22 protein-coding genes are annotated in these 23,502 nt (G+C 72.1%); 13 read left to right on the top strand and 9 right to left on the bottom strand.

Features of this window, described 5'->3' with window-relative positions:
• The first annotated feature begins 1 nt into the window (after nt 1).
• The 5 genes from ACK99Q_RS02845 (at nt 2) to map (ending at nt 5,278) form a co-directional block, all read left to right on the top strand.
• Nucleotides 2–460, top strand: coding sequence for a MaoC family dehydratase (locus ACK99Q_RS02845; protein WP_269305024.1), 459 nt, complete (start codon nt 2–4; stop codon nt 458–460).
• Between the two features lie 3 nt (nt 461–463).
• Nucleotides 464–1,684 (top strand): acyl-CoA dehydrogenase family protein, encoded by a 1,221-nt coding sequence (locus tag ACK99Q_RS02840; RefSeq protein ID WP_410184728.1) that lies wholly within the window; start codon nt 464–466, stop codon nt 1,682–1,684.
• 79 nt (nt 1,685–1,763) lie between these two features.
• Entirely contained in the window at nt 1,764–2,552 is a 789-nt protein-coding gene (locus ACK99Q_RS02835) for an SDR family oxidoreductase (RefSeq protein WP_410184727.1), read from the top strand.
• A 76-nt stretch (nt 2,553–2,628) separates the two neighbouring features.
• On the top strand, nt 2,629–4,485 hold the full coding sequence (locus ACK99Q_RS02830) for a hypothetical protein (RefSeq protein ID WP_410184726.1): 1,857 nt from the start codon (nt 2,629–2,631) through the stop codon (nt 4,483–4,485).
• Between the two features lie 22 nt (nt 4,486–4,507).
• Complete coding sequence (gene map, locus ACK99Q_RS02825) at nt 4,508–5,278, top strand: type I methionyl aminopeptidase (protein ID WP_410184725.1); 771 nt, start codon at nt 4,508–4,510, stop codon at nt 5,276–5,278.
• Nucleotides 5,279–5,307: 29 nt separating this feature from the next.
• Here map and ACK99Q_RS02820 read toward each other — a convergent pair whose 3' ends face one another.
• Nucleotides 5,308–6,690, bottom strand: a complete 1,383-nt coding sequence (locus ACK99Q_RS02820; protein WP_410184724.1) for an amidase — start codon at nt 6,688–6,690, stop codon at nt 5,308–5,310.
• Nucleotides 6,691–6,810: 120 nt separating this feature from the next.
• Between ACK99Q_RS02820 and ACK99Q_RS02815 the strand changes: the two genes are divergently transcribed.
• Together ACK99Q_RS02815 and ACK99Q_RS02810 are read left to right on the top strand one after the other, a co-directional pair.
• Nucleotides 6,811–7,380 carry a TIGR03086 family metal-binding protein gene (locus tag ACK99Q_RS02815; protein ID WP_410184723.1) on the top strand — a complete coding sequence of 190 codons (570 nt, stop codon included), beginning with the start codon at nt 6,811–6,813 and terminating at the stop codon, nt 7,378–7,380.
• The gene (locus tag ACK99Q_RS02810; protein ID WP_410184722.1) at nt 7,377–7,982 is read left to right on the top strand and encodes a DUF664 domain-containing protein; all 606 of its coding nucleotides are present in this window, start codon (nt 7,377–7,379) and stop codon (nt 7,980–7,982) included. The genes ACK99Q_RS02815 and ACK99Q_RS02810 overlap by 4 nt, the downstream gene beginning before the upstream one ends.
• 3 nt (nt 7,983–7,985) lie before the next feature.
• Here the strand turns inward: ACK99Q_RS02810 and ACK99Q_RS02805 are convergent, their stop codons facing one another.
• The gene (locus ACK99Q_RS02805; protein WP_410184721.1) at nt 7,986–8,933 is read right to left on the bottom strand and encodes an FKBP-type peptidyl-prolyl cis-trans isomerase; all 948 of its coding nucleotides are present in this window, start codon (nt 8,931–8,933) and stop codon (nt 7,986–7,988) included.
• Nucleotides 8,934–9,055: 122 nt separating this feature from the next.
• Here ACK99Q_RS02805 and ACK99Q_RS02800 point away from each other — a divergent pair, with 122 nt between their 5' ends.
• Nucleotides 9,056–10,495 carry an NCS2 family permease gene (locus tag ACK99Q_RS02800; RefSeq protein WP_410184720.1) on the top strand — a complete coding sequence of 480 codons (1,440 nt, stop codon included), beginning with the start codon at nt 9,056–9,058 and terminating at the stop codon, nt 10,493–10,495.
• Nucleotides 10,496–10,573: 78 nt separating this feature from the next.
• On the opposite strand, the gene ACK99Q_RS02795 is transcribed toward ACK99Q_RS02800, so the two are convergent.
• From ACK99Q_RS02795 to ACK99Q_RS02765, 7 genes are all read right to left on the bottom strand, one after another.
• Entirely contained in the window at nt 10,574–11,020 is a 447-nt protein-coding gene (locus ACK99Q_RS02795) for a DUF3817 domain-containing protein (RefSeq protein WP_410184719.1), read from the bottom strand.
• 51 nt (nt 11,021–11,071) lie between these two features.
• Nucleotides 11,072–12,487 (bottom strand): flavin-containing monooxygenase, encoded by a 1,416-nt coding sequence (locus tag ACK99Q_RS02790; RefSeq protein WP_410184718.1) that lies wholly within the window; start codon nt 12,485–12,487, stop codon nt 11,072–11,074.
• A complete protein-coding gene (locus tag ACK99Q_RS02785) occupies nt 12,484–13,062 on the bottom strand; it encodes a TetR/AcrR family transcriptional regulator (protein ID WP_410184717.1) in 579 nt (192 codons plus the stop codon). Before ACK99Q_RS02785 ends, ACK99Q_RS02790 begins: the two co-directional genes overlap by 4 nt.
• A gap of 136 nt (nt 13,063–13,198) precedes the next feature.
• Nucleotides 13,199–15,622 (bottom strand): ABC transporter permease, encoded by a 2,424-nt coding sequence (locus tag ACK99Q_RS02780; RefSeq protein WP_410184716.1) that lies wholly within the window; start codon nt 15,620–15,622, stop codon nt 13,199–13,201.
• A complete protein-coding gene (locus ACK99Q_RS02775) occupies nt 15,619–16,392 on the bottom strand; it encodes an ABC transporter ATP-binding protein (protein ID WP_410184715.1) in 774 nt (257 codons plus the stop codon). Before ACK99Q_RS02775 ends, ACK99Q_RS02780 begins: the two co-directional genes overlap by 4 nt.
• Before the next feature lie 92 nt (nt 16,393–16,484).
• A complete protein-coding gene (locus ACK99Q_RS02770; protein ID WP_410184714.1) occupies nt 16,485–17,150 on the bottom strand; it encodes a response regulator in 666 nt (221 codons plus the stop codon).
• Nucleotides 17,147–18,343, bottom strand: coding sequence for a sensor histidine kinase (locus ACK99Q_RS02765; RefSeq protein WP_410184713.1), 1,197 nt, complete (start codon nt 18,341–18,343; stop codon nt 17,147–17,149). The genes ACK99Q_RS02770 and ACK99Q_RS02765 overlap by 4 nt, the downstream gene beginning before the upstream one ends.
• A 178-nt stretch (nt 18,344–18,521) precedes the next feature.
• Between ACK99Q_RS02765 and dnaK the strand changes: the two genes are divergently transcribed.
• The 5 genes from dnaK (at nt 18,522) to ACK99Q_RS02740 (ending at nt 23,500) form a co-directional block, all read left to right on the top strand.
• A complete protein-coding gene (gene dnaK / locus ACK99Q_RS02760) occupies nt 18,522–20,360 on the top strand; it encodes a molecular chaperone DnaK (RefSeq protein WP_410184712.1) in 1,839 nt (612 codons plus the stop codon).
• Entirely contained in the window at nt 20,357–20,926 is a 570-nt protein-coding gene (locus ACK99Q_RS02755) for a nucleotide exchange factor GrpE (protein WP_410184711.1), read from the top strand. The genes dnaK and ACK99Q_RS02755 overlap by 4 nt, the downstream gene beginning before the upstream one ends.
• A gap of 29 nt (nt 20,927–20,955) precedes the next feature.
• Complete coding sequence (gene dnaJ / locus ACK99Q_RS02750; RefSeq protein WP_410184710.1) at nt 20,956–22,065, top strand: molecular chaperone DnaJ; 1,110 nt, start codon at nt 20,956–20,958, stop codon at nt 22,063–22,065.
• 76 nt (nt 22,066–22,141) lie between these two features.
• The gene (locus ACK99Q_RS02745; protein ID WP_410184709.1) at nt 22,142–22,516 is read left to right on the top strand and encodes a heat shock protein transcriptional repressor HspR; all 375 of its coding nucleotides are present in this window, start codon (nt 22,142–22,144) and stop codon (nt 22,514–22,516) included.
• Between the two features lie 153 nt (nt 22,517–22,669).
• Complete coding sequence (locus tag ACK99Q_RS02740) at nt 22,670–23,500, top strand: hypothetical protein (RefSeq protein ID WP_410184708.1); 831 nt, start codon at nt 22,670–22,672, stop codon at nt 23,498–23,500.
• The last annotated feature ends 2 nt before the right edge of the window (nt 23,501–23,502 follow it).

Here is a 23,502-nt window from a genome sequence, read left to right as displayed (position 1 = left end):
GATGACCCGTGAGTTCGAGACCCTCGCCGACTTCAAGGCCGCCGCCGGCCAGGAGCTGGGCACCAGCGAGTGGGTCACCGTGACCCAGGACAAGATCAACCTCTTCGCCGACGCCACCGGCGACCACCAGTGGATCCACGTCGATCCCGACGCCGCCGCCAAGGGCCCGTTCGGCAAGCCGATCGCCCACGGCTACCTCACCCTGAGCCTGCTGCCGGTCTTCACCGAGCAGATCTACTCGGTCAAGAGCGTCGTCATGGGCGTCAACTACGGCGCGAACAAGGTGCGCTTCCCGCACCCCGTGCCGGTCGACTCGAAGGTGCGCGCCACGGCCACCCTCAAGGAGACGCAGGACATCGCGATCGGCACGCAGGCCATCGTCAGCGTCGTCGTCGAGATCGAGGGCGTCGAGAAGCCGGCGTGCATCGCCGAGGTCGTCTACGTGATGGCCGAGGCCTGAGCCATGCACTTCGCCTTCGACGAGAGGACCCAGGACCTCATCGCGCAGATGCAGTCCTTCATGGACGAGGTCGTCCACCCGGCCGAGCCGCTCGCCCACGAGCAGATCGAGGCCAACTACCGGAACGACGACTGGTCCATCCCGCCGGTCGTCGAGGACCTCAAGACGGAGGCGAAGAAGCGAGGCCTGTGGAACCTGTTCCTGCCCGGTGAGGGCGGCGCCGGCCTGACCAACCTCCAGTACGCGCCGCTGGCCGAGATCCAGGGCCGCAGCATCCAGCTGGCCCCGCCGGCGACGAACTGCGCCGCTCCGGACACCGGCAACATGGAGGTGCTGAACGAGTTCGGCACCGAGGAGCAGAAGCGGCAGTGGCTCGAGCCGCTGCTGGCCGGCGAGATCCGCTCGGCGTTCGCGATGACCGAGCCCGACGTGGCCTCGAGCGACGCGACGAACATCGAGACCTCCATCGTGCGCGACGGCGACGAGTACGTCATCAACGGCCGCAAGTGGTGGATCACCGGCGCGATGAACCCGAACGCCAAGGTCTTCATCGTCATGGGCAAGACCGACCCCACGGCCGCGCGGCACCGCCAGCAGTCGCAGATCCTCGTGCCGCGGGACACCCCCGGCCTCGAGATCGTCCGCGGCATGCACGTGTTCGGCTACCACGACCGCGACCACGGCGGCCACGCCGAGCTGCGGTTCACCGACGTGCGCGTCCCGGTCTCGAACCTCATCGCGGGCGAGGGTGACGGCTTCGCGATCGCCCAGGCGCGCCTGGGGCCCGGCCGCATCCACCACTGCATGCGGTCGATCGGCATCGCCGAGCGCGCGATCGAGCTCATGTGCCAGCGCGCGCAGGACCGCACCGCGTTCGGCAAGCCGCTCGCCGACCAGGGCGTGATCCGCGACTGGATCGCCGAGTCGCGCGTGCGCCTCGAGCAGCTGCGCCTGCTGGTGCTCAAGACCGCGTGGCTGATGGACACGGTGGGCAACAAGGGAGCGCACACCGAGATCCAGGCGATCAAGATCGCCACGCCCCGCACGGTGCAGTGGATCCTCGACAAGGCCATCCAGACGCACGGCGGCGGCGGCCTGAGCCAGGACTTCCCGCTGGCCGAGATGTACGCCGGCATCCGCACGCTGCGGTTCGCCGACGGCCCGGACGAGGTCCACAAGAACTCGCTCGCCAAGGCCGAGCTCAAGCGTCAGGGTCTGCGATGAGCGAGCGCCAGCGAGTGAACGATTCAGTGCTTCGAATCGGGCTGTCGTCCTACCGTTGCTCCTTCGAGGCGGCAGCCCGATGAGCGCGCGCAGGTGTGTCGTCACCGGTGCTGCGGGCGGCATCGGCCTGGCGATCGCGGAGGCGCTCGTCGAGCGCGGTGACCGCGTGCTGCTGGCCGACCTCGACGAGCAGCGCGTGTCCGAGGCCGGCGAGCGGCTCGGCCAGCCGTGGTTCGCCGGTGACGTCGCCTCCGAGGCGGGCGTCGCGGCGCTGATCGAGCAGGCCGACGCCGAGCTCGGCGGGGTCGACGTCTTCGTCGCCAACGCCGGCATCTTCCGCGGCTTCGGCCTCGAGGCCGACGAGTTCGACTGGTCGCTCTCGCTCGACGTCAACGTCATGGCGCACGTGCGCGCCGCCCGGGCGCTCGTGCCGCGGTGGAGCGTGGAGACGCCCGGCGTCTTCGCGGTCACCGCGTCCGCCGCGGGCCTGCTGACCCAGCTCGGCTCGCCGACCTACTCGGTGTCCAAGCGCGCCGCGGTCGGCTTCGCCGAGTGGCTCGCCGCGACGTACGGCGACCGGGGCGTCCAGGTGGCCGCGCTGTGCCCGATGGGCGTCGCGACGCCGATGGCCGAGGCCGGTGAGACCGCCACCGAGCCCGACGCGCGACTGGCCCACGGCTCCGTCGCGGCCGCCGGCGAGACCCTCGCGCCCCAGGAGGCCGCACGGGTGCTGCTCGAGGCCATCGACGAGGGCCGCTTTCTCGCGCTCCCGCACGAGTCGGTCGGCACGATGTACGCCCGCAAGGCGCAGGACACCGACCACTGGCTGTCCGGGATGCAGCGGTTCCGGACGTCGCTCGGAGGCTGATTCGCGTAACGCCCCCGAGAGGCGGGGCTCACCGGGTACGATCCGGTGACTCATGTCCGACTCTCGGGGGTACTCGATGAACCGTCCCATCCTGCGCTGGCTGTCCGCCGCCGCACTCAGCGGCGTGGCCGCGACCGCTCTGGTCGCCCCCGCCACGCCCGCCGCGGCAGCGACCGAGGCCTTCTGCTCCGACGGCAGTCAGCCGATGGTCACGCAGGACGAGGTCACCACGTTCGCCGAGGGTGAGCCGGTCACCGGCCTCACGGTCGTCAAGGGCACGCAGCCCGTCGAGTTCACCGGTGAGTACGTCGGTCACCTGGAGAACGCGCTGGGCCAGGGCGTCGACATGCTGCTGTTCGAGCTCTCGGGCGCCGGCATCGACACCGGCAACCCCCGGGCGGGCATCTGGTCGGGCATGTCGGGCTCGCCGGTCTACACGCAGGACGGTCGCCTGATCGGCGCCGTCGCCTACGGCCTGAACTTCGACAACATCCCGATCGCCGGCGTCACCCCGGCCGACTACATGAAGAAGTCGGGCGTCGACCGTCTCGGTCCGGCGCGCGTGTCGGTCACCCGCTCGTCGCTCTCGGGCGCCTCCGCGGCCACCGAGAAGCGTCTCGCCGGCACGTCGCTGCCGCTGCTGAAGACCCGCAAGGTCGTCGCCGGCGGCGCCAAGGCCAACGCGCTCGCCAACCGCACCCTCAAGCGCGTGCCCGGCGGCTCGGCCACCGCCCGCGCCGCCCGCGCCGGAGGCTTCGCCTCGGTCGCCGCCCCGACCCGCATGGCCGAGCCCCTGGTCCCCGGCGGCAACATCGCGGTCGGCTACTCCACCGGAGACCTGTTCTCCGGCGGCGTCGGCACCGTCACCGCGATCTGCGGCTCGACCGTGTGGGCCTTCGGTCACCCGATGGACTTCGCCGGCGAGACCTCGCTGTCGATCCACAACGCCTCGACGGCCCTGGTCGTCCCCGACGCCACGGGCCTCGTCGGCTCGTACAAGCAGGTCTCGCGCATCGGTCAGCAGATCGGCACCATCACGCACGACGGCTACGGCGCGATCCGCGGACAGCTCGGCGTCATCGAGGGCTTCCCCGTCACCACCTACGTCTACGACGCCAAGGGCAAGCGGATCGCCACCTATGCCGGCACCGCCGTCAACCGCGACATGGCGCCCTTCGCCGCGGCCTACGCACCGTCCTACGCCGCGCTGGACCTGCTCGACAACTACGGCATCGGCACGGCCCGCCACGTGTGGCGGATCAACTACAAGCTGCGCGGCGGGCGCACGGGCAGCCTGGCGAACGTCCAGGTGTACGCCGACCGCGAGATGCTCGCCGACGAGCTCGCGGGCCACCTCGGCAACGACGTCGCGAGCCTGCTCGGCACCGACCTGGCCGACGTGACGATCACGTCGATCACCTCGCACCTGACGCTGCGCAGCGCGAAGGCCATCGACTACCGCTACGCCGGCGCGGAGCGCTGGAACGGCCGCGCGTGGGTCAAGCTGCACGGCAGCTCGGTGCGGCGCGGCACCGGCATCACGGTGCGCCCGGTGTACCGCCAGTACGTGAACGGCCGTCCGCAGGGCACGCTCACCGGCCCCGGCCGCAAGTTCGCGATCGGCAAGAACGCCGCCGGTCGCGTGAAGGTCGCCTTCGCCGCGCGGGCCCAGCCGTCGCTCGAGGACTGCGAGATCGACGAGGACGGCGAGATCTGGTGCCCGGGCTTCGGTGACGACGAGGACGGTCCTCGCCGGTTCTCCGAGCTGATCGCCCAGCTCGACGCGCTCATCCCCGCCGACCAGGGCCGGGTGACGGCCAGCTGGAACTGGAAGGTCCGCAAGGCCAAGGGCTCGTCCCAGCGCACGGCGAGCTTCTTCGCCCCCGGTGTCGTCGGCGGCACGTACACGGCCACCTTGAAGGTCCGCCGCTGACGCGATTCCGTAGGCTGGCCGCATGGCGATCGAGCTCCTGAGCCCCACTCAACTCGACGACATGCGGCCCGCCGGTCGCTTCGTCGCCGAGGTCCTGACCACGCTGGCCGAGACGGCCGACGTCGGCGTCGACCTCATCGAGCTCGACGCCCTCGCGCACCGCATGATCAAGGACCGCGGCGCGGAGTCCTGCTACATCGACTACGCGCCCTCGTTCGGGCGGGGTCCGTTCGGCAAGGTGCTGTGCACGAGCGTCAACGACGCGGTGCTGCACGGGCTGCCCCACAAGTACAAGCTGCGCGACGGCGACCTGGTCAGCTTCGACTTCGCGGTCAGCGTCGACGGCTGGGTGTGCGACTCCGCCCTCAGCGTCGTGGTGGGCACGCCGCGCGACGAGGACCTGCGCCTGATCGAGGCCACCGAGGTCGCCCTCGCCCGCGCCATCGAGGTGGCCCGTCCCGGCAACAAGATCGGCGACATCAGCGCCACGATCGGCGAGACCGCGCGCGAGTACGGCTACTCGGTCAACACCCAGTTCGGCGGGCACGGCGTGGGCCGCACGATGCACGGCGACCCCCACATCTCCAACGACGGCACCGCCGGCCGCGGCTTCCCGCTCAAGCCCGGCCTCGTGATCGCGATCGAGCCGTGGCTGCTGGCGGCCACCGACGAGATCCGCATGGACGACGACGGCTGGACCATCCGCAGCGCCGACGGCTCCCGCGGCGCCCACAGCGAGCACACCATCGCGATCACCGACGGCGACCCGATCGTCATGACCGCCCGCGACTGACCGCCCTCGGCCGAGATTCGCTCCGTTTTCTACCTTTCAGCCCCCTTGAAAGGTGGAATCCGGAGCAGATCTCGGGACGCGCGGAGGACGAGGGCGTCGGCGCCCACGTGCCCGGCGAGCATGACGCCGACCGGGAGGCCCTCGTGCTCGAAGCCGGGCACGCTCGCGGCCGGCTGGCCGCTCATGTTCATGAGCGCCGTGTAGGGCGTGAAGAGCAGCTCGCGCCGGTGGTCCTCGGCCGGGTCGCCCGACTCGGTGAACCACGCGTGCGGCTGCGGCGGCAGGGCCAGCGTGGGCGTGAGGAACAGGTCGAACGAGGCCAGTGACGCGTTGACCCGCGCGGTCGTCAGCTCGAGGAAGCTCAGCGCCCCGGCCAGCGCCGGCGCCGAGGCCTGGCCACCCCGCTCGTACCAGTAGCGGGTCGTCGGACGCAGGCTGCCGATCGCCTCGGGCGGCAGCGGCACCGACGCCATGCCGGCGGACCAGACCACGTTGAACTGCGGCTCCAGCTCGGCCGGCCAGGGGTTGGCGATCTCCACCACCTCGTGCCCGAGGGAGGCGAGTGCCTCGCGCGCCGCGGCGACCGCCGCCACCGAGCCGGGGGAGGCCTCGGCGAAGTCGAGGTACGGGTCGGTCCAGGTCGCGATGCACAGCCGTCCGGTCTCGCGCCGCACCTCCTCGGCGAACGGCACGGCCGGTGCCGGCCAGACCCGCGACGAGCCGGGCACCGGCCGGGCGAGGAGGTCGAGCACGGCGGCCACGTCGCGCACCGAGCGGGCCAGGACGCCATCGGTGGCCAGGCCGTTCCACGTGGGGGAGTCGGGGCCGGCGCCCACGCGACCGCGCGACGGCTTGAAGCCGAGGATCCCGCAGCACGACGCCGGGATCCGGATGGAGCCGCCGCCGTCGCTGCCGGGCGCGAGGGGGAGCAGGCGCGCCCCGACCGCCGCGGCCGCGCCACCGCTCGAGCCGCCCGCGTTCCGCGACGGGTCGGCGGGCGTGCCGGTCGGGCCGACGACGTCGTTGTCGGTGTAGGAGCTGAGGCCGAACTCCGGGGTGTTCGTCTTGCCGAGACTGATGAAGCCGGCGTCCTCGACGAGCTCGACGAGGTCCGCCGAGTGGTCGGGCACCTGGTCGGCCATGAGCCGCGACCCCATCGTCGTGCGGACCCCCTCGGTCGCCGTGAGGTCCTTGAAGGCCGTCGGCACGCCGGCGAACGGCGGGCGCTCCTCGAGGGCGTCGAGCTCGGCCGCGCGGGCGAGCGCGCGCTCGGGGGTCAGGGTCACGAAGGCGCCGAGGTGGTCGCTCTGGGCCCGGTCGAGGAAGTGGCGGGTGACCTCGACGCACGAGACCTCGCCCGAGGCGATGGTCGCGGCGAGGTCGTGGGCGTCGAGGTCGTGCAGTGCGGTCACCGTGCCACCGTCTCGTGCTCGGCAGGGTTCCGACAACCCGCAGGCCCGCCACCGACCCTTGACGCCGCCGGGGTCCGGCCGGTCGACTGGAGCCCCGTGCCGTCCACCGCAGGAGGACCCGTGTCCGCACCCTCGCAGCCCCTCGCCGAGCGCCACGCGCGCATCGTGGAGGGCTTCACCGCCGCCGTCGACCGCGTGGACGACTGGGACGCGCCGACGCCCGTGCCCGAGTGGCGGGCGCGCGACGTCGTCGAGCACCTCGTGACGTGGTCGCAGGGCTTCCTCGCCTCGGGCGGCGTGGAGCTGCGGAGTCCGGTCGACGGGGAGGACCCCGCCGGCACGTGGCAGGCGCACGCGGCCGAGATCCAGGAGCTGCTCGCGTCGGAGGCGGCGGAGGCGGACTTCACGCACCCGCACCTGGGCACCGAGCCGCTCGGCGGTGTCGTCGACCGGCTCTACACGACCGACGTGCTCATGCACACGTGGGACCTCGCCGAGTCGGCCGGCGTCCCGTCGGGCCTCGACCCCGAGGAGTGCGAGCACCTGCTCCAGGGGATGAGCCTGCACGAGCAGATCCTGCGCGACTCGGGCCAGTACGGCCCCGCGGTCCCGGTGCCGCCCGACAGCGACGGGGTGACGCGACTGATGGGCTTCCTGGGCCGCGACCCCCAGTGGCGGACCGTCCGGTGACCGCCAACGCGATCAGCCTCGAGTACCTGCGGCGCGGTCACCGTGCCGTGCTGCGTGCCGTGCACGGGGTCGACGAGTACGACGCGCGCCGGCCGCTGACGCCCACGGGCACCAACCTGCTGGGTCTGGTCAAGCACCTGGCGATCGTCGAGCTGGAGTACGTCGCGTCGTGCGCCAGCTTCCCCAGCGACCTCGGCACGCCGTGGGAGACCACGACGGGGGAGGAGGACAACTCCGACCTCTGGCTGACCGCGGACGAGTCGGCGCAGGACGTGATCGATCTCTACGTGGCCGTGGGCGAGCACACCGAGCGGGCCGCCGCCGCGCTCGCGCCCGACGCGCCCGTCACGGTGCCGTGGTGGTCCGAGCCGTCGACCACCTTCGAGCGGCTGCTCGTGCACCTGGTCTCGGAGACCGCGCAGCACGCCGGGCACCTCGAGATCCTGCGTGAGGGACTCGACGGGCAGGGCGACACGTGGGACGAGGCCCGCACCGAGCGCGACGAGGCGTGGTGGTCCGCGCTGCTGGAGCGGATCGGCGCCGCGGCGGAGGTCCACCGCGACGCCGGTCGCACGGTCACCGCGCCCGAGGGCGCGCTCTGACGGTCAGGAGTCGATCGAGACGATCTCGACGATGAACAGCAGCGTCTTGCCGCCGAGCTCGTTGCCCTCGGAGGCCTCGGTGCCGTAGCCGTACTCGGCCGGGATGTTGATCAGCACGGTGTCGCCGACCTTGCGGCCCACGACGCCGGCCTTGAAGCCCTGCACGACCTGGTCGGTGGACAGCTGCGCGGGCTGGCCGTCCTCGCCGAACGTCTGCTGGAAGATCTTGCCGTCGTCCTCCCAGGTGCGGCCCTGGTAGTTGACGGTGATGGAGTCGCCGGCCTTGACGGTGTCGCCGTCGCCCTTCTCGAGGACCTTGTAGAGCACGTCCTTCGGCGGGTCGGTCTTCGGCAGGGTCACGGTGGGCTCGTCGCCCTTCAGCGAGACCTCGGGGACGTCCTTCTCCCACGCCTTGGCCTTGACCTCCTCGCGGACGTCGACGACGTCGGTGACGATGACGAGCGAGTCGGTGGCCTTGATGTCGAGGTCGGCGTAGCCCTCGGCGCCGTAGACGTCGGACGCCAGGACGGACGTGACGACGCGCGAGCCGGTGGGGACGCACTCGATGCCGGCGCGGAACGCCTCGAAGGTGTTCTCGTCGCCCACCGTCAGCGTGGCGGCCTCGCTGAGGGCCTGCTTGCCCGTGCGGCCGTTGAAGACGCTGATGACGGCCTCGACCTGGTCGCCCTCGGCGGTGTCGTCGCCCTTGCCGTCGTCGACCACGGTGCGCTGCAGCTCGTCGGCCTTCGCCGTGAGCGGGGCCGTGAACGTGGCCTTCGGGCCCGTCTCGCCGAACTCGCCCGAGACCTTCACGGCGTCGCTCGTGGCGCCGGAGGAGTAGTCGGTGCAGTTCTCCTGGCTCGACTTCTCGTCGTCGTCGCCGGAGCCGCAGGCCGCGAGGGTCACCGCGGACAGCAGCAGGACGACGGGCAGGGTCTTCAGGTTCCGCATGGTTCTCATTTCGTCGGAGAGGCTCGCCGGGCAAGTCTGCCGAGCCTACCTGTCCGTTTCCTGAGAGCCCGCGAAGAGCCCGCCGTGCCCAGCCCTACGGACGCTTGGCAGAATGGCCGTCCGTGGTGACTTCCATCGACCGGTTCTTCAAGGTCTCTCAGCGTGGCTCATCGATCGGCCAGGAGGTTCGCGGCGGTGTCGTGACCTTCCTGACGATGGCCTACATCATCGTCCTCAACCCCATCATCCTGAGCGGCGTCGCGGACGCCGACGGCAACTACCTCGGCGGCGGCTCCGTGGCGGGGTCGGGCTTCGTCACCATCGCGGCGTGCACCGCGCTGGTGGCCGGCGTCCTGACCATCCTCATGGGCGTCGTGGCGAACTTCCCGATCGCGCTGGCGACGGGTCTGGGCCTGAACGCCTTCGTCGCGTTCTCGGTGGCCACGCAGATGACGTGGGCCGACGCGATGGGCCTGGTCGTGCTCGAGGGCATCGTGATCCTCGTCCTCGTGCTCACCGGCTTCCGCAAGGCCGTGTTCGACGCGGTCCCGGGCCAGCTCAAGACCGCCATCGCGGTCGGCATCGGCCTGTTCCTGACGCTCATCGGCCTGATCGACGCGGGCTTCGTGCGCGCCACGGGCAACGCGGCGCCGCCCATCGGCATGGGCATCGGCGGCGAGCTCTCGGGCTGGCCCGTGCTGGTGTTCTGCCTCGGCCTGCTGCTGATGATCAGCCTGCACACGCGCGGCGTGCCCGGCGCCATCCTCATCGGCATCGCCGCCACCACGATCCTGGCGATCGTCGTGCAGGCGATCACCGACACGCCTGCCTCGAACGGCGACCCGACGTCGAAGGGCTGGAACCTCAACGTCCCGGCGTGGCCCGACAAGATCTTCGAGAAGCCCGACCTGTCGCTGCTCGGCGAGTTCAACCTCTTCGGCTCGTTCGAGCGCGTCGGCGTGGTCGCGGCCGTGCTGCTGGTCTTCACCCTGATGCTGGCCGACTTCTTCGACACGATGGGCACGATGACGGCCGTCGGCGCCGAGGCCGGCCTGAACGACGAGGACGGCGCGCCCGAGGGCTCGCAGCGCATCCTCATCGTCGACTCGGTCGCCGCCGCGGTCGGCGGTGCCGCCGGCGTCTCGAGCAACACGTCCTACGTCGAGTCCACGGCCGGTGTCGCCGACGGCGCCCGCACGGGCCTGGCCAGCGTCGTCACGGGCCTGTGCTTCCTGCTCGCCACCATCTTCACGCCGGTGGTGACGGTCATCCCGAACGAGGCCGCCGTGGCCGCGCTCGTGCTCGTGGGCTTCCTGATGATGACCCAGGTCACCGAGATCGACTGGAAGAGCCCCGAGATCGCGATCCCGGCCTTCCTGACGATCGCGTTCATGCCGTTCACGTACTCGATCACCGCCGGCATCGGCGCGGGCTTCCTGGCCTACGTCGTGCTGAAGGTCGTGATGGGCAAGATCCGCGAGGTCCACCTGCTGCTGTGGATCATCGCCGTGCTGTTCGTCATCTACTTCGCGATCGACCCGATCACGCGCGCGCTGACCTGAGCCCGAACGACGAAGGATGATGCATTCGGCCCCGCTGAGGGGCCTGAATGCATCATCCTTCGTCGTCTGCGGGGGACGTCAGCTGGTGGGCGGGCCGACCACGAGGGCGGCGCCGGTGAGGGCGACCACGGCGACGACGCCGACGGCCAGGCCCTGGAGGGGCTTGCGCACGAGCCACGCGACGAGGCGGTCGAGCGCGCCCGTGGGCTCGGAGGTGGCGAGGCGCCAGCGCTCGGGCAGCGCGCCCTGACGCTCGCTGGCGAGGTCGAACCAGATCGTGAAGAACGGCGGGATCGCGGCCAGCAGGCCCAGCGCCGTGCGCTTCAGGCTCCACTGCGCGTCGATCGCGACGACGACCGCGGTGACGAGGTAGGCCACGAACACGAACCCGTGCAGCATGCCGCCGATCCGCACCCCCAGCTCGGTCGTCTCGGTGACGTACTTGAGGAACATGCCGAACAGCAGCAGGGCCCAGGTGACGGCCTCGGCGACGGCGACGGTGCGGAACAGGCGGCGGGGGGACATGGCCCCATTGTCCCGGGCCGGATCAAGGCGATCGCGGCCGGGTGAGGGGCCTCACGCCCAGGCGAAGTCGTCGTCGCGGACCTGCGCGACGACCCGCTCGTAGGCGTGCGTGCCGCCGGGCCAGTTCGAGGTGATCCGGCCGGTCTCGGGGTGGCGGTACCAGCTGGTGCAGGACGCCCACGCCGAGTGCGCGAGCTCGTGCTGCACGCGGTCGTCCCAGCGCTGCTCGGCCTCGGGCCGCGCCTCCACCCGGGTCGCGCCGCGGTCGCGCGCCCGGTCGAGGACGGCGCGCACGTGACGGGCCTGCGCCTCGAGCATCGTGATGATCGAGCCGCCGCCGAGGTTCGTGTTCGGTCCGTAGGCCAGGAAGAGGTTGGGGAAGCCCGGCACGTGGATGCCGAGGTGGGCGCGGGCACCGCCCGACCAGACCTCGTGCAGGTCGCCGCCCGGGCCGGTGACCTCGATCCCACGCAGGAACTCCTGGGTGTCGAATCCCGTCGCGAAGCAGATCGCGTCGACCGCGTGCCACGTGCCGTCGGCGGTGCGGACGGCGTCGGGGCGGACCTCGGTCATCTCGTGCGGGACGAGGCGAACGTGCTCACGCGAGAGCGCCGGGTAGTAGTCGTTGGAGAACAGGATCCGCTTGCAGCCCACCTGGTGCCGCGGGGTGAGGTCGCGGCGCAACCCGGGGTCCCGCACCTGCACGCGTCGGTGGGTGGTCGCGATCCGGTCGATCAGCCGGGCCACCGCCGAGGACGGGTCGAGCCCGCGCGAGAACTGCTGGGTGATCCAGTCGATCGGGCGCCGCTCGCGCGCGGCGAGGTCGCGGTACCAGGTCGGGTATGCGCCGTCGAGCTTCGGCAGCACGTGCTGGGCCGAGCGCTGGAGCACGACGAGCTCGCCGGCGACCTCGGCCAGGCGGGGCACGAGCTGGATCGCCGAGGCGCCGGTGCCGACGACGGCGACGCGGCGGCCCGCGAGGTCGACGGACGGATCCCACGAGCCCGCGTGCAGCACGGGGCCGGCGAACGACTCCCAGCCCTCGACCTCGGGCGCGCTCGGCTCGGAGAGCTGGCCGACCGCGCTGACGAGGACGTCGACGGACTCGGTGGTGCCGTCGCCGAACCTGACCTCCCACCGGTCGTCGCGCCACCGGGCGGCGACGACGCGGACGCCGAAACGGCACCGCGGCGTGACGTCGTAGCGACCGGCGACCCGGTGCAGGTACGCGAGGATCTCGGTCTGCGTGGGGTAGCGGCGGGTCCAGCGGTCGCTCGGCGCGAAGGAGAAGGAGTAGAGCGGGGCGGGCACGTCGCAGCCCGAGCCCGGGTAGGTGTTGTCGCGCCACACGCCGCCGAGGTCGTCGGCGCGCTCCCACAGCCGCACGTCGTCGTAGCCGTGCGTGAGCAGCTCGACGGCCGTCGCGATGCCGCCGAAGCCGGTGCCGATGATCCCGATCGACGTCATGGCGACACTACCTGCAGCACGGCGGCGCACACGTCGGCGTGGACGTCCTCGCGCTCGAGGGTGCCGTGCTCGAGCCACTCGCGGCACAGCGCCTTGACGTAGGCCGCGACGGGTCGCAGTCGCGCTCGCAGGATCGGGTCGTCGGGCAGTGCGAGCGCGTCGAGCACGAGCCGCGCGGCGCGGTCGTCGGCCTCGTCGACGATGGCCTGGACGTCGGAGGGGCCGTGCAGGTTCGCCGCTCCTGAGGCCGCGACCCAGGCCTGGCCGTAGGTGCCCGCGGCGTCGAGGATCCAGTCGATCGTGCGGCCGACCCGCTCCTCCAAGGGCAGTCCCGAGAGTTCGGGCAGGGCGCCCTCCGGCATCATCACCGACTCGCGCATGACCGCCAGGAACACGGCGCGCTTGCTGCCGAAGTAGTGGTGCACGAGGCCGCGGGTCACGCCGGCCGCGCGGGCCAGCTCGGTGGTCGAGGCCTGGTCGTAGGGCCGCGAGGCGTAGAGGACCGCGGCGGCGTCGAGGATCGACCGGCGCCGGGAGTCGGGGGCGAGCCGGGTGCGGGCCGCAGGTGTCGGCATGGGTTCAGTGTCCCCCTTGTTGGCAGTTCGTCAATACCTTCCGCCTGACGGCGAGTGGCGCAGGAACGCCCGCCACTCGGCGAGTGGCGGGCCGTTCTGCGCCACTCGCCGAAGGGCGGGGGCGGGGAGGGTGCGGTCAGTCGAGGGTCAGGCCCTCGGCCGGGGTGACCCGGGCCCCGCGACGAGCCGGCAGCGTCGAGGCCGCCAGGCCCGCCAGCGCCGCCACGACCAGCACGACCCCGAGCTGCCCCCACGGGATGACGAGGCCACCCGAGCCCAGCGCCGGCACCACCACGGTCTCGACGCCGAACCACGCGTACGTCACGCCCAGCGCCGTGCCCAGCAGGGCCGCCACGACCGACAGCAGCATGCCCTCGGCGGCCAGCATGCGGCGCAGGCCGCGGCGGGTGAGGCCGAGCGCGCGCATCAGGGCGTGCTCGCGCGAGCGCTCGAGGATCGACAGGCCCACGGTGTTCGCGATGCCGACGAGCGCGATGAGGATGCCGACGCCGAGCAGGCCCAGCACCGCCCACACCAGCACGTCGAGCTGCTGCGCGACCCACTGCTGGTCCTGGAGGTGGTTGTCGACCTGCACGTCGCCGCCACGGGTGAGCGCGCCAAGCGTGCCGCCGAGCTCCTCGGCGTCCGTGCCGTCGTCGGCCAGGACCCACAGCACGCGGGGCTCCGGATCCGTCGTCAGCTGGCCCAGGACCGCGGGAGGCACGATCGCGGCGCGCCCCCACTTCGACCCGACGAGCCGCGTGGCCAGGGTGACCTCGCCCTCGCGCGTGCGCAGGGTGAGCTCGTCGGGGATGCCCTCGTCGAAGCCCTGTGCCACCTCGGTCGGGAGGAGGATCTCGTCGTCGGCCACGCGGGTGGCCTCGCGGTCACGCGTGACGGCGCGGTCGTCGGACGAGGGCGCGATGACCGTGAGGCGCCCTGCGTTCGAGGCGACCTCGGCACCATGGACGGCGCGGACCTCCTCGACGCCGTCGACCTGGCCCACCGCGCGGACGGCGTCGGGGGCGAGGGTGCCGCTCAGCGCGATGTCCACGGGATACTCGCCGTCCATCTGGGCGTCGACGGCCTGCCGGGCGCTCGCCATGCCCGAGAGGATCGCGGTCGCGAGGGTCACGCCGACGAGCAGTGACGCCGTGGTCGCAGCGCTCCGGCGCGGGTTGCGCACGGCGTTCGCCGCCGCGACCCGCAGCGGGCCGCCTGTGCGGCCGATCCGGCCGAGCAGGCGCAGCAGCGCGGGCACGAGCAGCGGACCGAGCAGCAGCACGCCCACGAAGGACGTCATGCCGCCGACGAGGAGCGGTGCCATCGAGCCCGAGGCGATCGCGAGCGCCAGCGCGGCGCAGCCGGCCGCCACGGCGACGAGGCCCAGCGCGATCCGGAGGCGTCCGGCGGAGGTGCGCGTGGTGACCTCGTCCGAGGGCCGCAGCGCCGCCAGCGGGCTGACGCGCACGACCGACCGGGTCGGCCACCAGGCGGCGACGACCGTGGCCAGCACGCCGCCGGCGAAGGCCGCGCCCAGCCACACGGGTGAGTGCGAGACCGGGCCGAACGCGGTCTCGCCGGCCCATGCGCGGATCAGCCAGCCGAGAGCTCGGCCCAGGACGACTCCGGTCACGACGCCCGCGACGCCGCCGGCGAGGGCGAGGACGAAGGCCTCCACCCGCACCGAGCGCAGCACCTGGCGGCCGGTGGCGCCGACGCAGCGCAGCAGCGCGAAGTCACGGCTGCGCTGGGCGAACAGGATCGTGAAGGTGTTCGCGATGACGAGCACGGCGACGAAGCCGGCGATCGCCGCGAAGAGGAGCAGCAGGTACGACAGCACGTCGACGCCCTGGTTCATCAGGACGATCCGGGCGGCCACGTAGTCGTCGCGGGTCTGCACGGTCGAGTCGACCGCGGCGGTCAGCGCCTCGGTCGCGCCCGCCACGTCGCCGTCGCGCACGTCGTACGCGACCGCGTCGGGAATGGCCATGCCGAGACCCGCCATCGCCGGCCACGTGATGTCGACGTCCGCGTCGAGGTAGGAGGCGGCGCGCGTGAGGCCGACGATCGCGACGTCGGTCGTGTCGCGCCCCACGCCCACCGTGAGCCGGTCGCCGATCTCGAGACCGTGCGTCTTCGCGGTGTCCTCGGCGACGAGCGCCTCGCCGTCGCCCGTCGGGGCGCGACCCGCGGTGACGTCCTGCGAGCGCAGGTCGGGCTCGGTGGACACGGTGCCGACTTGGACGTCGTCGCCCAGTGACCCGTTCGGCCCCGCGACCGTGGTCCACAGGGAGGCGATCACCGTGGCACGGTCGCCGCGGCGCTCCGCGACCTCGAGGGCCCTGGCGGGGTCGGCCTCGGCGATGCCGTACTCCTCGCCGACGACGAGGTCGGCCTCCGGGTAGGCGGCCTCGACGCTGGCCGCGACGCCGCTGCGGGCGCCCGAGCCGATCGCGTCGATGACCACCACGAACGCCACCGCGATGGACACGGCCACGAGCGCCGAGACGTAGCGACGCGTGTGCGTGCGCAGCGAGGCGAGCAGGACCGTCCTCATCGGGCACCGCCCTCGAGGGCGCGCGCGATCGCGTCGCGGGTCGGGGTGACGAGGTGGGCCCGGACGCGGCCGTCGGCCAGCACGACCACGTCGTCGGCGTAGGCCGCGGCGTCGAGCTCGTGCGTGACCATGACGACCGTGTGGCCCAGCTCGATCACGCTGCGGCGCAGGTAGGCCAGCACCTCGGAGGACGCGGTGCTGTCGAGATTGCCGGTGGGCTCGTCCGCGAACACGACGTCGGCGTCCGCGGCGAGGGCGCGGGCGATCGCGACCCGCTGCTGCTGGCCGCCGGACAGCTCGCCGGGGCGGTGGTCGAGGCGGTCGCGCAGGCCGAGCACGTCGATCACCTGCTCGATGCGCTCGGCCGTGCCGGGCTCGAGGCGGCGGCCGGCCAGCTCGAACGGCAGCATGATGTTCTGCCGCGCCGTCAGCATCGGCAGCAGGTTGAAGGCCTGGAAGACGAAGCCCAGGTGGTCGCGGCGGAAGTGGGTGAGGCGGTCGTCGTCGAGGGTCGACAGCTCGGTGCCCGCGATCGAGACGGTGCCCTCGGTGGGGCGGTCGAGGCCCGCGAGGCAGTGCATCAGCGTCGACTTGCCCGAGCCCGACGGGCCCATGATCGCGGTGAAGCGGCCGGGCGGGAGGTCGAGGTCGACCGAGCGCAGCGCGTGCACGGTGGTGTCGCCGTGGCCGTAGATCTTGGTGAGTCCGCGGACGGAGGCGGCGGGCAGGACGCCGCGCTGCGCGGTCCCGGAGAAGGAGGTCGAAGTCATGCCTCGACGCTATTTTTCGGAGGCCCTCCGGGTCGTCGCCTCAGGGGCGGATCTTCGGCGTCCGCCCACGGTATGACGTGAGCGCCGCGCGGTCAGTCGACGAGGCCGGCCTCGAAGGCCAGGAGAACGAGGTGGACGCGGTCGCGCGATCCGGTCTTGGCCAGCAGTCGGCTCACGTGCGTCTTCACGGTGGCCTCCGAGACGACGAGGTCGGCCGCGATCTCCGGGTTGCTGAGGCCGCGCGCGATGAGGCCGAGGACCTCGCGCTCGCGCTCGGTGACCGACTCCAGGCGCCGGTCGGCGGCACCGGGCGCACGGGGCGCGGTGGGCGCCGCGAGGAAGTGGTCGAGGAGGCGACGCGTGGTGGACGGCGCCACCACGGCGTCGCCGGCGTGCACGGCGCGGATCGCCGCCAGCAGGTCCGGGGGAGCCGCGTCCTTCAGCAGGAACGCCGAGGCGCCCGCCCGCAGCGCCGCGAACGCGTACTCGTCGAGGTCGAACGTGGTGAGCACGATGACGCGCGGCCCCTCGTCGCCCGGCGCGAGCCGCCGCGTGGCCTCGACCCCGTCGAGCCGCGGCATGCGCACGTCCATCAGGACGACGTCGGCCTCGACCTCGGCGAGCAGCCGCAGCGCCTCCTCGCCGTCGCCGGCCTCGCCCACGACCACGAGGTCGTCCTGGCTGTCCACGAGCATCCGGAACCCCGCGCGCACCATCTGCTGGTCGTCCACGAGGGCGACGCGGATCGGGTCGGTCACGTGGGGATCCTCGCACGCACGGCCCATCCGCCACCGGGCGCGGGCCCGACCTCGAGGGTGCCGTCGTGGACCTCCACCCGCTCGCGCATGCCGAGCAGTCCGAGGCCGCCGGTGCCGTCGTTGGCCCCGCCGCGACCGTCGTCCACGACCTCGACGCCGAGCGCGTCCGCGTCGACCGACAGCCGCACCGTCGCGCGCGCCTGCGGGCCCGCGTGCTTGCGGACGTTGGTGAGCGACTCCTGCACGAGCCGGTAGGCCGTGAGGGCCACGCCGTCGGGCACCTGCGGCACGGGATCGGGCAGGTGGAGGTCGACGCGGTCGTCCGCGGTGACGAGCGAGGGGATGTCCTCCAGCCGTGGCTGCGGGGCGAGCGCGGGGTCCTCGGTGCCGCGCAGCAGGCCGAGCAGGCGGCGCATCTCGGTGAGCGCGTCGCGACCCACCGACGCGACGGTGCCCAGCGTCTGCACCGCCACCTGCGGGTCCTTCTGCGCGGCGTACCGCGCGCCGTCGGCCTGCACGATCACGACGGAGAGTCCGTGCGCGACGACGTCGTGCATCTCGCGCGCGATCCGGGTGCGCTCCTCGGCGGCGGCCAGCACGGCGCGCTGCTCGGCCTCGACCGCGAGCTGACGGCCCTGCGCCACGAGGTTCTCCTCGTAGGCCCGGCGGATGCGCGCCTGGCTGCCGAGCGCCCACGCGGCCAGCACGATCGCGGTGATGAGGAAGAAGTAGGGCGACAGATCGTCGAGCCCCATCTCGTAGTCGATGTAGTCGAGCCCGGGCGGGTAGGCCGCGAACTGGGTGGAGGTCCACACCCACGAGGCCACCGCAGCGCCGCACAGCCCGACCAGCAGGCCGATGCGTCCTGCCGTCGCCGACCCGAACCGGGCCAGCGAGTACAGCGCGACCGGGAAGGCCACCTGGCCCCAGACGGGCAGGTCGTAGGTGACGGCCTGGAGCACGCTCGCGCCGGCGACCGCGACGAACACGGTCGCGGGACGGCTGCGCCGCCAGTACAGCGGCACCGTCTGGAGCAGCGACAGCCCGAGCGCCCACGCGTTCTGGCCGGTCGCCAGGACGCTCATCGGGAAGGACGCCAGGACGAGCGCCGAGGCCAGCGCGACGTCGAACAGGCGGGTCGCGCGCGGACCCAGGCGCCACGGTCGCCCGGGCGCGGGCGCGATCTCGTCCATGGGCCCGAGCCTAGGCGCGCGGTGTGATCCGATCGTCAGACCAGGGTCTGGTCTTTCGGCCCTCGGGGGGAATGCAGCGCCCTTGAACGAAGTTGATAACGTATGACTCAAGTCTTTTGACCCACAGTCTTCAAGGCAGAGCTCACCAGGCAGAACACTGCGAAACCAGGAGGAACCAATGGCCCGTGCAGTCGGCATCGACCTCGGCACGACGAACTCCGTCGTGGCCGTGCTCGAAGGTGGAGAGCCCACCGTCATCGCGAACGCCGAAGGCGCTCGCACCACCCCGTCCGTCGTCGCGTTCGCGAAGGACGGTGAGGTCCTGACCGGCGAGGTCGCCAAGCGTCAGGGCGTCACGAACGTCGACCGCACCATCCGCTCGGTCAAGCGCCACATGGGCACGGACTGGTCGGTGGAGATCGACGGCAAGAAGTTCAACCCCCAGCAGATCAGCGCGTTCGTGCTGCAGAAGCTCAAGCGCGACGCCGAGGCGTACCTGGGCGAGCCGGTCACCGACGCGGTCATCACCGTGCCGGCGTACTTCAACGACCACCAGCGCCAGGCCACGAAGGAGGCCGGCGAGATCGCGGGCCTCAACGTCAGCCGCATCATCAACGAGCCCACCGCGGCCGCGCTCGCGTACGGCCTCGACAAGGGCGACGACCAGACGATCCTCGTCTTCGACCTCGGCGGCGGCACGTTCGACGTGTCCCTGCTGGAGATCGGCGACGGCGTCATCGAGGTGAAGGCCACCAGCGGTGACAACCACCTCGGTGGCGACGACTGGGACAACGCGGTCGTCGACTGGCTGGTCACCAAGTTCAAGGCGTCCACCGGCGTCGACCTGACCAAGGACAAGATGGCGATGCCGCGCATCCGCGAGGCCGCCGAGCGCGCGAAGATCGAGCTCTCCAGCTCGTCCTCGACGTCGATCAACCTGCCCTACATCACGGTCGTCGACGGCAACCCCGTCTTCCTCGACGAGACGCTCACCCGCGCCGAGTTCGAGAAGATCACGGCCGACCTGCTCGAGCGCACCAAGAAGCCGTTCCAGAACGTCATCAAGGACGCCGGCGTCACGGTGAACGACATCGACCACGTCGTGCTCGTGGGTGGCTCCACCCGCATGCCCGCCGTGTCCGAGCTCGTGAAGACCCTCACCGGTGGCAAGGAGCCCAACAAGGGCGTCAACCCCGACGAAGTCGTCGCGATCGGCGCCAGCCTCCAGGCCGGCGTGCTCAAGGGCGAGGTCAAGGACGTCCTGCTGCTCGACGTGACCCCGCTGTCGCTGGGCATCGAGACCAAGGGCGGCGTGATGACCAAGCTCATCGAGCGCAACACCACGATCCCGACCAAGCGGTCCGAGGTCTTCACCACGGCCGACGACAACCAGCCGTCCGTGGCGATCCAGGTCTACCAGGGCGAGCGCGAGATGGCCGCCGGCAACCAGCTGCTGGCCACGTTCGAGCTCACCGGCCTGCCCCCGGCGCCGCGTGGCGTGCCGCAGATCGAGGTCACGTTCGACATCGACGCCAACGGCATCGTGAACGTCTCGGCCAAGGACCGCGGCACCGGCAAGGAGCAGTCGATGACGATCACCGGCGGCTCCGCGCTGTCGAAGGACGACATCGACAAGATGGTCAAGGACGCCGAGCAGTACGCCGAGGAGGACCGCAAGCGCCGCGAGTCGGTGGAGGTCCGCAACCAGGCCGAGACCCTGGTCCACTCGACCGAGAAGTTCCTGGCCGAGAACGGCGACGAGGTCGGCGACGACGTGAAGACCGAGGTCCAGGCCGACGTCGACGCGCTGAAGTCGGCCCTCGAGGGCGACGACACCGACGCCATCCAGGCCGCCGTCACGAAGCTGGGCACCTCCAGCTCGAGGATGGGTGAGGCCATGTACGCCGCCGCGGCGGCCGAGGCGGGCGCCGAGGGTGCCCCCGCGGGCGACGCGCCGGCCGACGACGAGGACGTCGTCGAGGCCGAGATCGTCGACGACGAGGGTGAGCAGAAGTGACCGAGCAGCCGTTCGACGAGGCGACCTCCCCTGAGGGGGAGGCGCCCGTCGGCGGCGCCGGGACGGAGCCGCCGACCGAGGAGTCCGCTCCCGACGCCGTCGCCGAGCTCGAGGCGAAGGTCGCCGAGCTGACGAACGACCTCCAGCGCAAGCAGGCGGAGTTCATCAACTACAAGCGCCGCGTCGAGGACGACCGTCCCCGCGCGGTCGAGGCCGGCAAGCAGAAGGTGCTGACCGAGCTGCTGACCGTGCTCGACGACCTCGGTCGCGCCGAGGAGCACGGCGAGCTGACGGGCGGCTTCAAGGCCGTCGCCGACCAGCTGCGCGGGGCGCTGGGCAAGTTCGACCTCGAGTCGTTCGGGGAGGTCGGCGAGCCGTTCGACCCGAACCTGCACGAGGCCGTCTTCCACGCGGGCGAGGACCCCGAGGTCGAGGTCCAGAGCATCGCGCAGGTCATGCGCACGGGCTACCGCGTCGGCGACCGCGTCCTGCGGCCGGCCGTGGTGGGGGTCGTCGACCCGGGTGCCGCCGCGGCGGCCACCGAGCAGCCGACCACCGAGGACTGAACGAGGAACACGAGAGGGAGGAGGGGTGAATGAGCGCACCGACTGACTGGGCGTCGAAGGACTTCTACGCGGTCCTGGGCGTCAAGAAGGATGCCTCGGCCGACGAGATCAAGAAGGCGTACCGCAAGCTGGCGCGGGACCACCACCCCGACTCCAATCCCGGCAACGCCCAGGCAGAGGAGCGCTTCAAGGCGATCTCCGAGGCCTACGGCGTCGTCGGGAACGCCGAGAAGCGCAAGCAGTACGACGAGCAGCGCTCGCTGTTCGGGCAGTTCAAGGGCGGCTTCCCGCCGCCCGGGGGCGGCTCGTACGGCGGGGGCGGCGTCGACTTCGACCTCGGCGACATCCTGGGCGGGATCTTCGGCGGCGGCGGCGCCCGCGGCGGCCGGCGTCGTCAGGCGCAGCCGCGCCGCGGAGACGACCTCGAGACCGAGGCCACGATCACCTTCCGCCAGGCGGTGGAGGGGGCCACGATCCCGCTGCGCCTCACCAGCGACGAGCCCTGCTCGATGTGCCACGGCACCGGCGCCAAGCCCGGCACCGTGCCGAAGGTGTGCGGCAACTGCCAGGGCAGCGGCATGCAGACCGGCGCGTCGGGCGGCGTCTTTGCGATGACCGAGCCGTGCCGCCAGTGCCGCGGCCGTGGGCTCATCGTGGAGCACCCGTGCGAGGTGTGCTCGGGCTCGGGCCGCGCGCCGTCGAGCCGCACGATCAACGTCAAGGTGCCCGCGGGCGTCAAGGACGGCCAGCGGATCAAGATCCGCGGCAAGGGCGCGAAGGGCGACACCGGCGCACCCGCCGGCGACCTCTTCCTCGTGGTGCACGTCGAGGGCGACGAGCGCTTCGGGCGCAAGGGCGACGACCTCACGGTCACGGTGCCGCTGTCGTTCGACGACGCGGTGCTGGGCGGCGAGGTCAGCGCTCCCACGATCGACGGCCCGCCGGTCAAGCTCAAGGTGCCGGCCGGCACCCCCAACGGCCGCACGTTCCGGGCGCGCGGCAAGGGCGGCACGCGCCGCGACGGCACGCGCGGCGACCTCCTCGTCACCGTCGAGGTCCAGGTGCCGCACGAGCCGTCGGCCGACGAGCTCGCCGCGATCGAGGCCTACCGGGCCGCGAGGATCGGGAGTACGTCATGAGTGAGCGTCAGCGAGCGAACGTCCAGTACGTCATGACGGTGCCGTCATACCGTCGCTTCTCCAAGGCGGTGCCGTCATGAACGACTTCGTCCCGCCGGGACCGGAGGCGAAGGTCTTCGTCATCAGCATTGCCGCCGAGCTGTCGGGCCTGCACCCGCAGACCCTCCGCACGTACGACCGGATCGGCCTCGTCGAGGCCGGCCGCACCTCCGGCGGCGGCCGCCGCTACTCGCTGCGCGACATCGAGCTGCTGCGGATGGTGGCCCAGCTGACCGCCGAGGGCCTCGGGCTCGAGGGCGTGAAGCGCGTCATCGCGCTGGAGAACCAGGTGACCGCGCTCCAGGCGAAGGTCGCCGAGCTGCAGGCCGAGCTCGCCCAGGCGCGCGCCCCGCAGAACCTCCCCGCGCTCTACGGCGACCGCCAGGTCACCGTCTGGCGCCGCCAGCGCTGACCCCGTCGCCTCCATCCCGTCGCCCACCGGTTCGCCGAGTGGCGCGACATGGCCCGCCACTCGCCGAGTGGCGGGCCTTTCTGCGCCACTCGCGACCCCGGATTGCGCCACTCGGCGAGGCCGGGCCGCCGCGGCGCCCCTAGGCTCGAGCGCATGCGCGCGAAGAGCCCGTGGCGGCGGATCCTGTTCACCCCGGTCCCGTGGCTGCTCGTGGTCGCCCTGGCCGTCGTGCAGTGGATCGTCGTCGACGACGTGGCCGCCGACGTCGACGGCGACAGCCCGCTGGGCTACCTGCTGATGTTCGGCTCGGTCATCCCCGTGTCGTGGGCCGTGCTGGAGACGATGTGGGTGCGGTTCGACGGACCGCGCCCTCTCGTCGCGCTCGGCCGGACGCTCGTCCTGCCGCTCATCATGGGCCCGCTGGTGGGTCTGACCGCCGTCCTCGTCCGGTACCGGCCGGGTGTCGAGGACACGATTGAGGCCGTCCGCCGGCCCGACGGCTGGCACTACTGGTTCGACGCCTCGCGCGGCGGTGGCGGCATCTGGTCGGACGCCGCCCTGGTGATCCTGGCCAACACGTTCATGCCGATGCTCGCGGGCCTCGGTCTCGTGGTCTTCGTGGTCCTGCCGTGGTTCGCGTTCTTCCGTCCGGCCGAGTTCGTCGAGGCGAACATGATGGACACGAGCCCCGCGCACGCCGCCGCGAACGCCTCCGGTGCCCGCGTGCTCTCGGTGAGCCTCATGCTGACGTTCGCCGTCCCGACCGCGATCGTGTGGCTGTCGAACGAGGGCCGCACCGGACTGGGCTGGCTGATCGGGATCACGATGGTCGTGGTCGGCATCTGGCTCATGCGGTTCGTGCTCAGCCGGCAGGTGCCCGACCACGTGCGCCGCGCCGACCTGCCGCAGTGGGCCAAGGGGATCCAGACCGTCCGGCACGAGGCCGAGCAGGAGCGTCGGAGCGAGGGCCCGGACCCGTCCTGAGG

The organism is Aeromicrobium sp. MLTX1, assembly GCF_046452335.1.
Classification (GTDB): domain Bacteria; phylum Actinomycetota; class Actinomycetes; order Propionibacteriales; family Nocardioidaceae; genus Aeromicrobium.
Note: the sequence above shows the minus strand (reverse complement) of the source record. Positions and strands in the feature narration are given on the sequence as shown.

Excerpts from the sequence above, each read along its gene's own strand:
- map (WP_410184725.1), top strand. The coding sequence starts at position 4,508 with ATGGCGATCGAGCTCCTGAGCCCCACTCAACTCGACGACATGCGGCCC.
- ACK99Q_RS02790 (WP_410184718.1), bottom strand. The coding sequence starts at position 12,487 with ATGACGTCGATCGGGATCATCGGCACCGGCTTCGGCGGCATCGCGACG.
- ACK99Q_RS02835 (WP_410184727.1), top strand. The coding sequence starts at position 1,764 with ATGAGCGCGCGCAGGTGTGTCGTCACCGGTGCTGCGGGCGGCATCGGC.
- dnaK (WP_410184712.1), top strand. The coding sequence starts at position 18,522 with ATGGCCCGTGCAGTCGGCATCGACCTCGGCACGACGAACTCCGTCGTG.
- ACK99Q_RS02805 (WP_410184721.1), bottom strand. The coding sequence starts at position 8,933 with ATGCGGAACCTGAAGACCCTGCCCGTCGTCCTGCTGCTGTCCGCGGTG.
- ACK99Q_RS02745 (WP_410184709.1), top strand. The coding sequence starts at position 22,142 with ATGAACGACTTCGTCCCGCCGGGACCGGAGGCGAAGGTCTTCGTCATC.
- ACK99Q_RS02740 (WP_410184708.1), top strand. The coding sequence starts at position 22,670 with ATGCGCGCGAAGAGCCCGTGGCGGCGGATCCTGTTCACCCCGGTCCCG.
- ACK99Q_RS02780 (WP_410184716.1), bottom strand. The coding sequence starts at position 15,622 with ATGAGGACGGTCCTGCTCGCCTCGCTGCGCACGCACACGCGTCGCTAC.
- ACK99Q_RS02785 (WP_410184717.1), bottom strand. The coding sequence starts at position 13,062 with ATGCCGACACCTGCGGCCCGCACCCGGCTCGCCCCCGACTCCCGGCGC.
- ACK99Q_RS02795 (WP_410184719.1), bottom strand. The coding sequence starts at position 11,020 with ATGTCCCCCCGCCGCCTGTTCCGCACCGTCGCCGTCGCCGAGGCCGTC.
- ACK99Q_RS02830 (WP_410184726.1), top strand. The coding sequence starts at position 2,629 with ATGAACCGTCCCATCCTGCGCTGGCTGTCCGCCGCCGCACTCAGCGGC.
- ACK99Q_RS02765 (WP_410184713.1), bottom strand. The coding sequence starts at position 18,343 with ATGGACGAGATCGCGCCCGCGCCCGGGCGACCGTGGCGCCTGGGTCCG.
- ACK99Q_RS02775 (WP_410184715.1), bottom strand. The coding sequence starts at position 16,392 with ATGACTTCGACCTCCTTCTCCGGGACCGCGCAGCGCGGCGTCCTGCCC.
- ACK99Q_RS02845 (WP_269305024.1), top strand. The coding sequence starts at position 2 with ATGACCCGTGAGTTCGAGACCCTCGCCGACTTCAAGGCCGCCGCCGGC.
- dnaJ (WP_410184710.1), top strand. The coding sequence starts at position 20,956 with ATGAGCGCACCGACTGACTGGGCGTCGAAGGACTTCTACGCGGTCCTG.
- ACK99Q_RS02840 (WP_410184728.1), top strand. The coding sequence starts at position 464 with ATGCACTTCGCCTTCGACGAGAGGACCCAGGACCTCATCGCGCAGATG.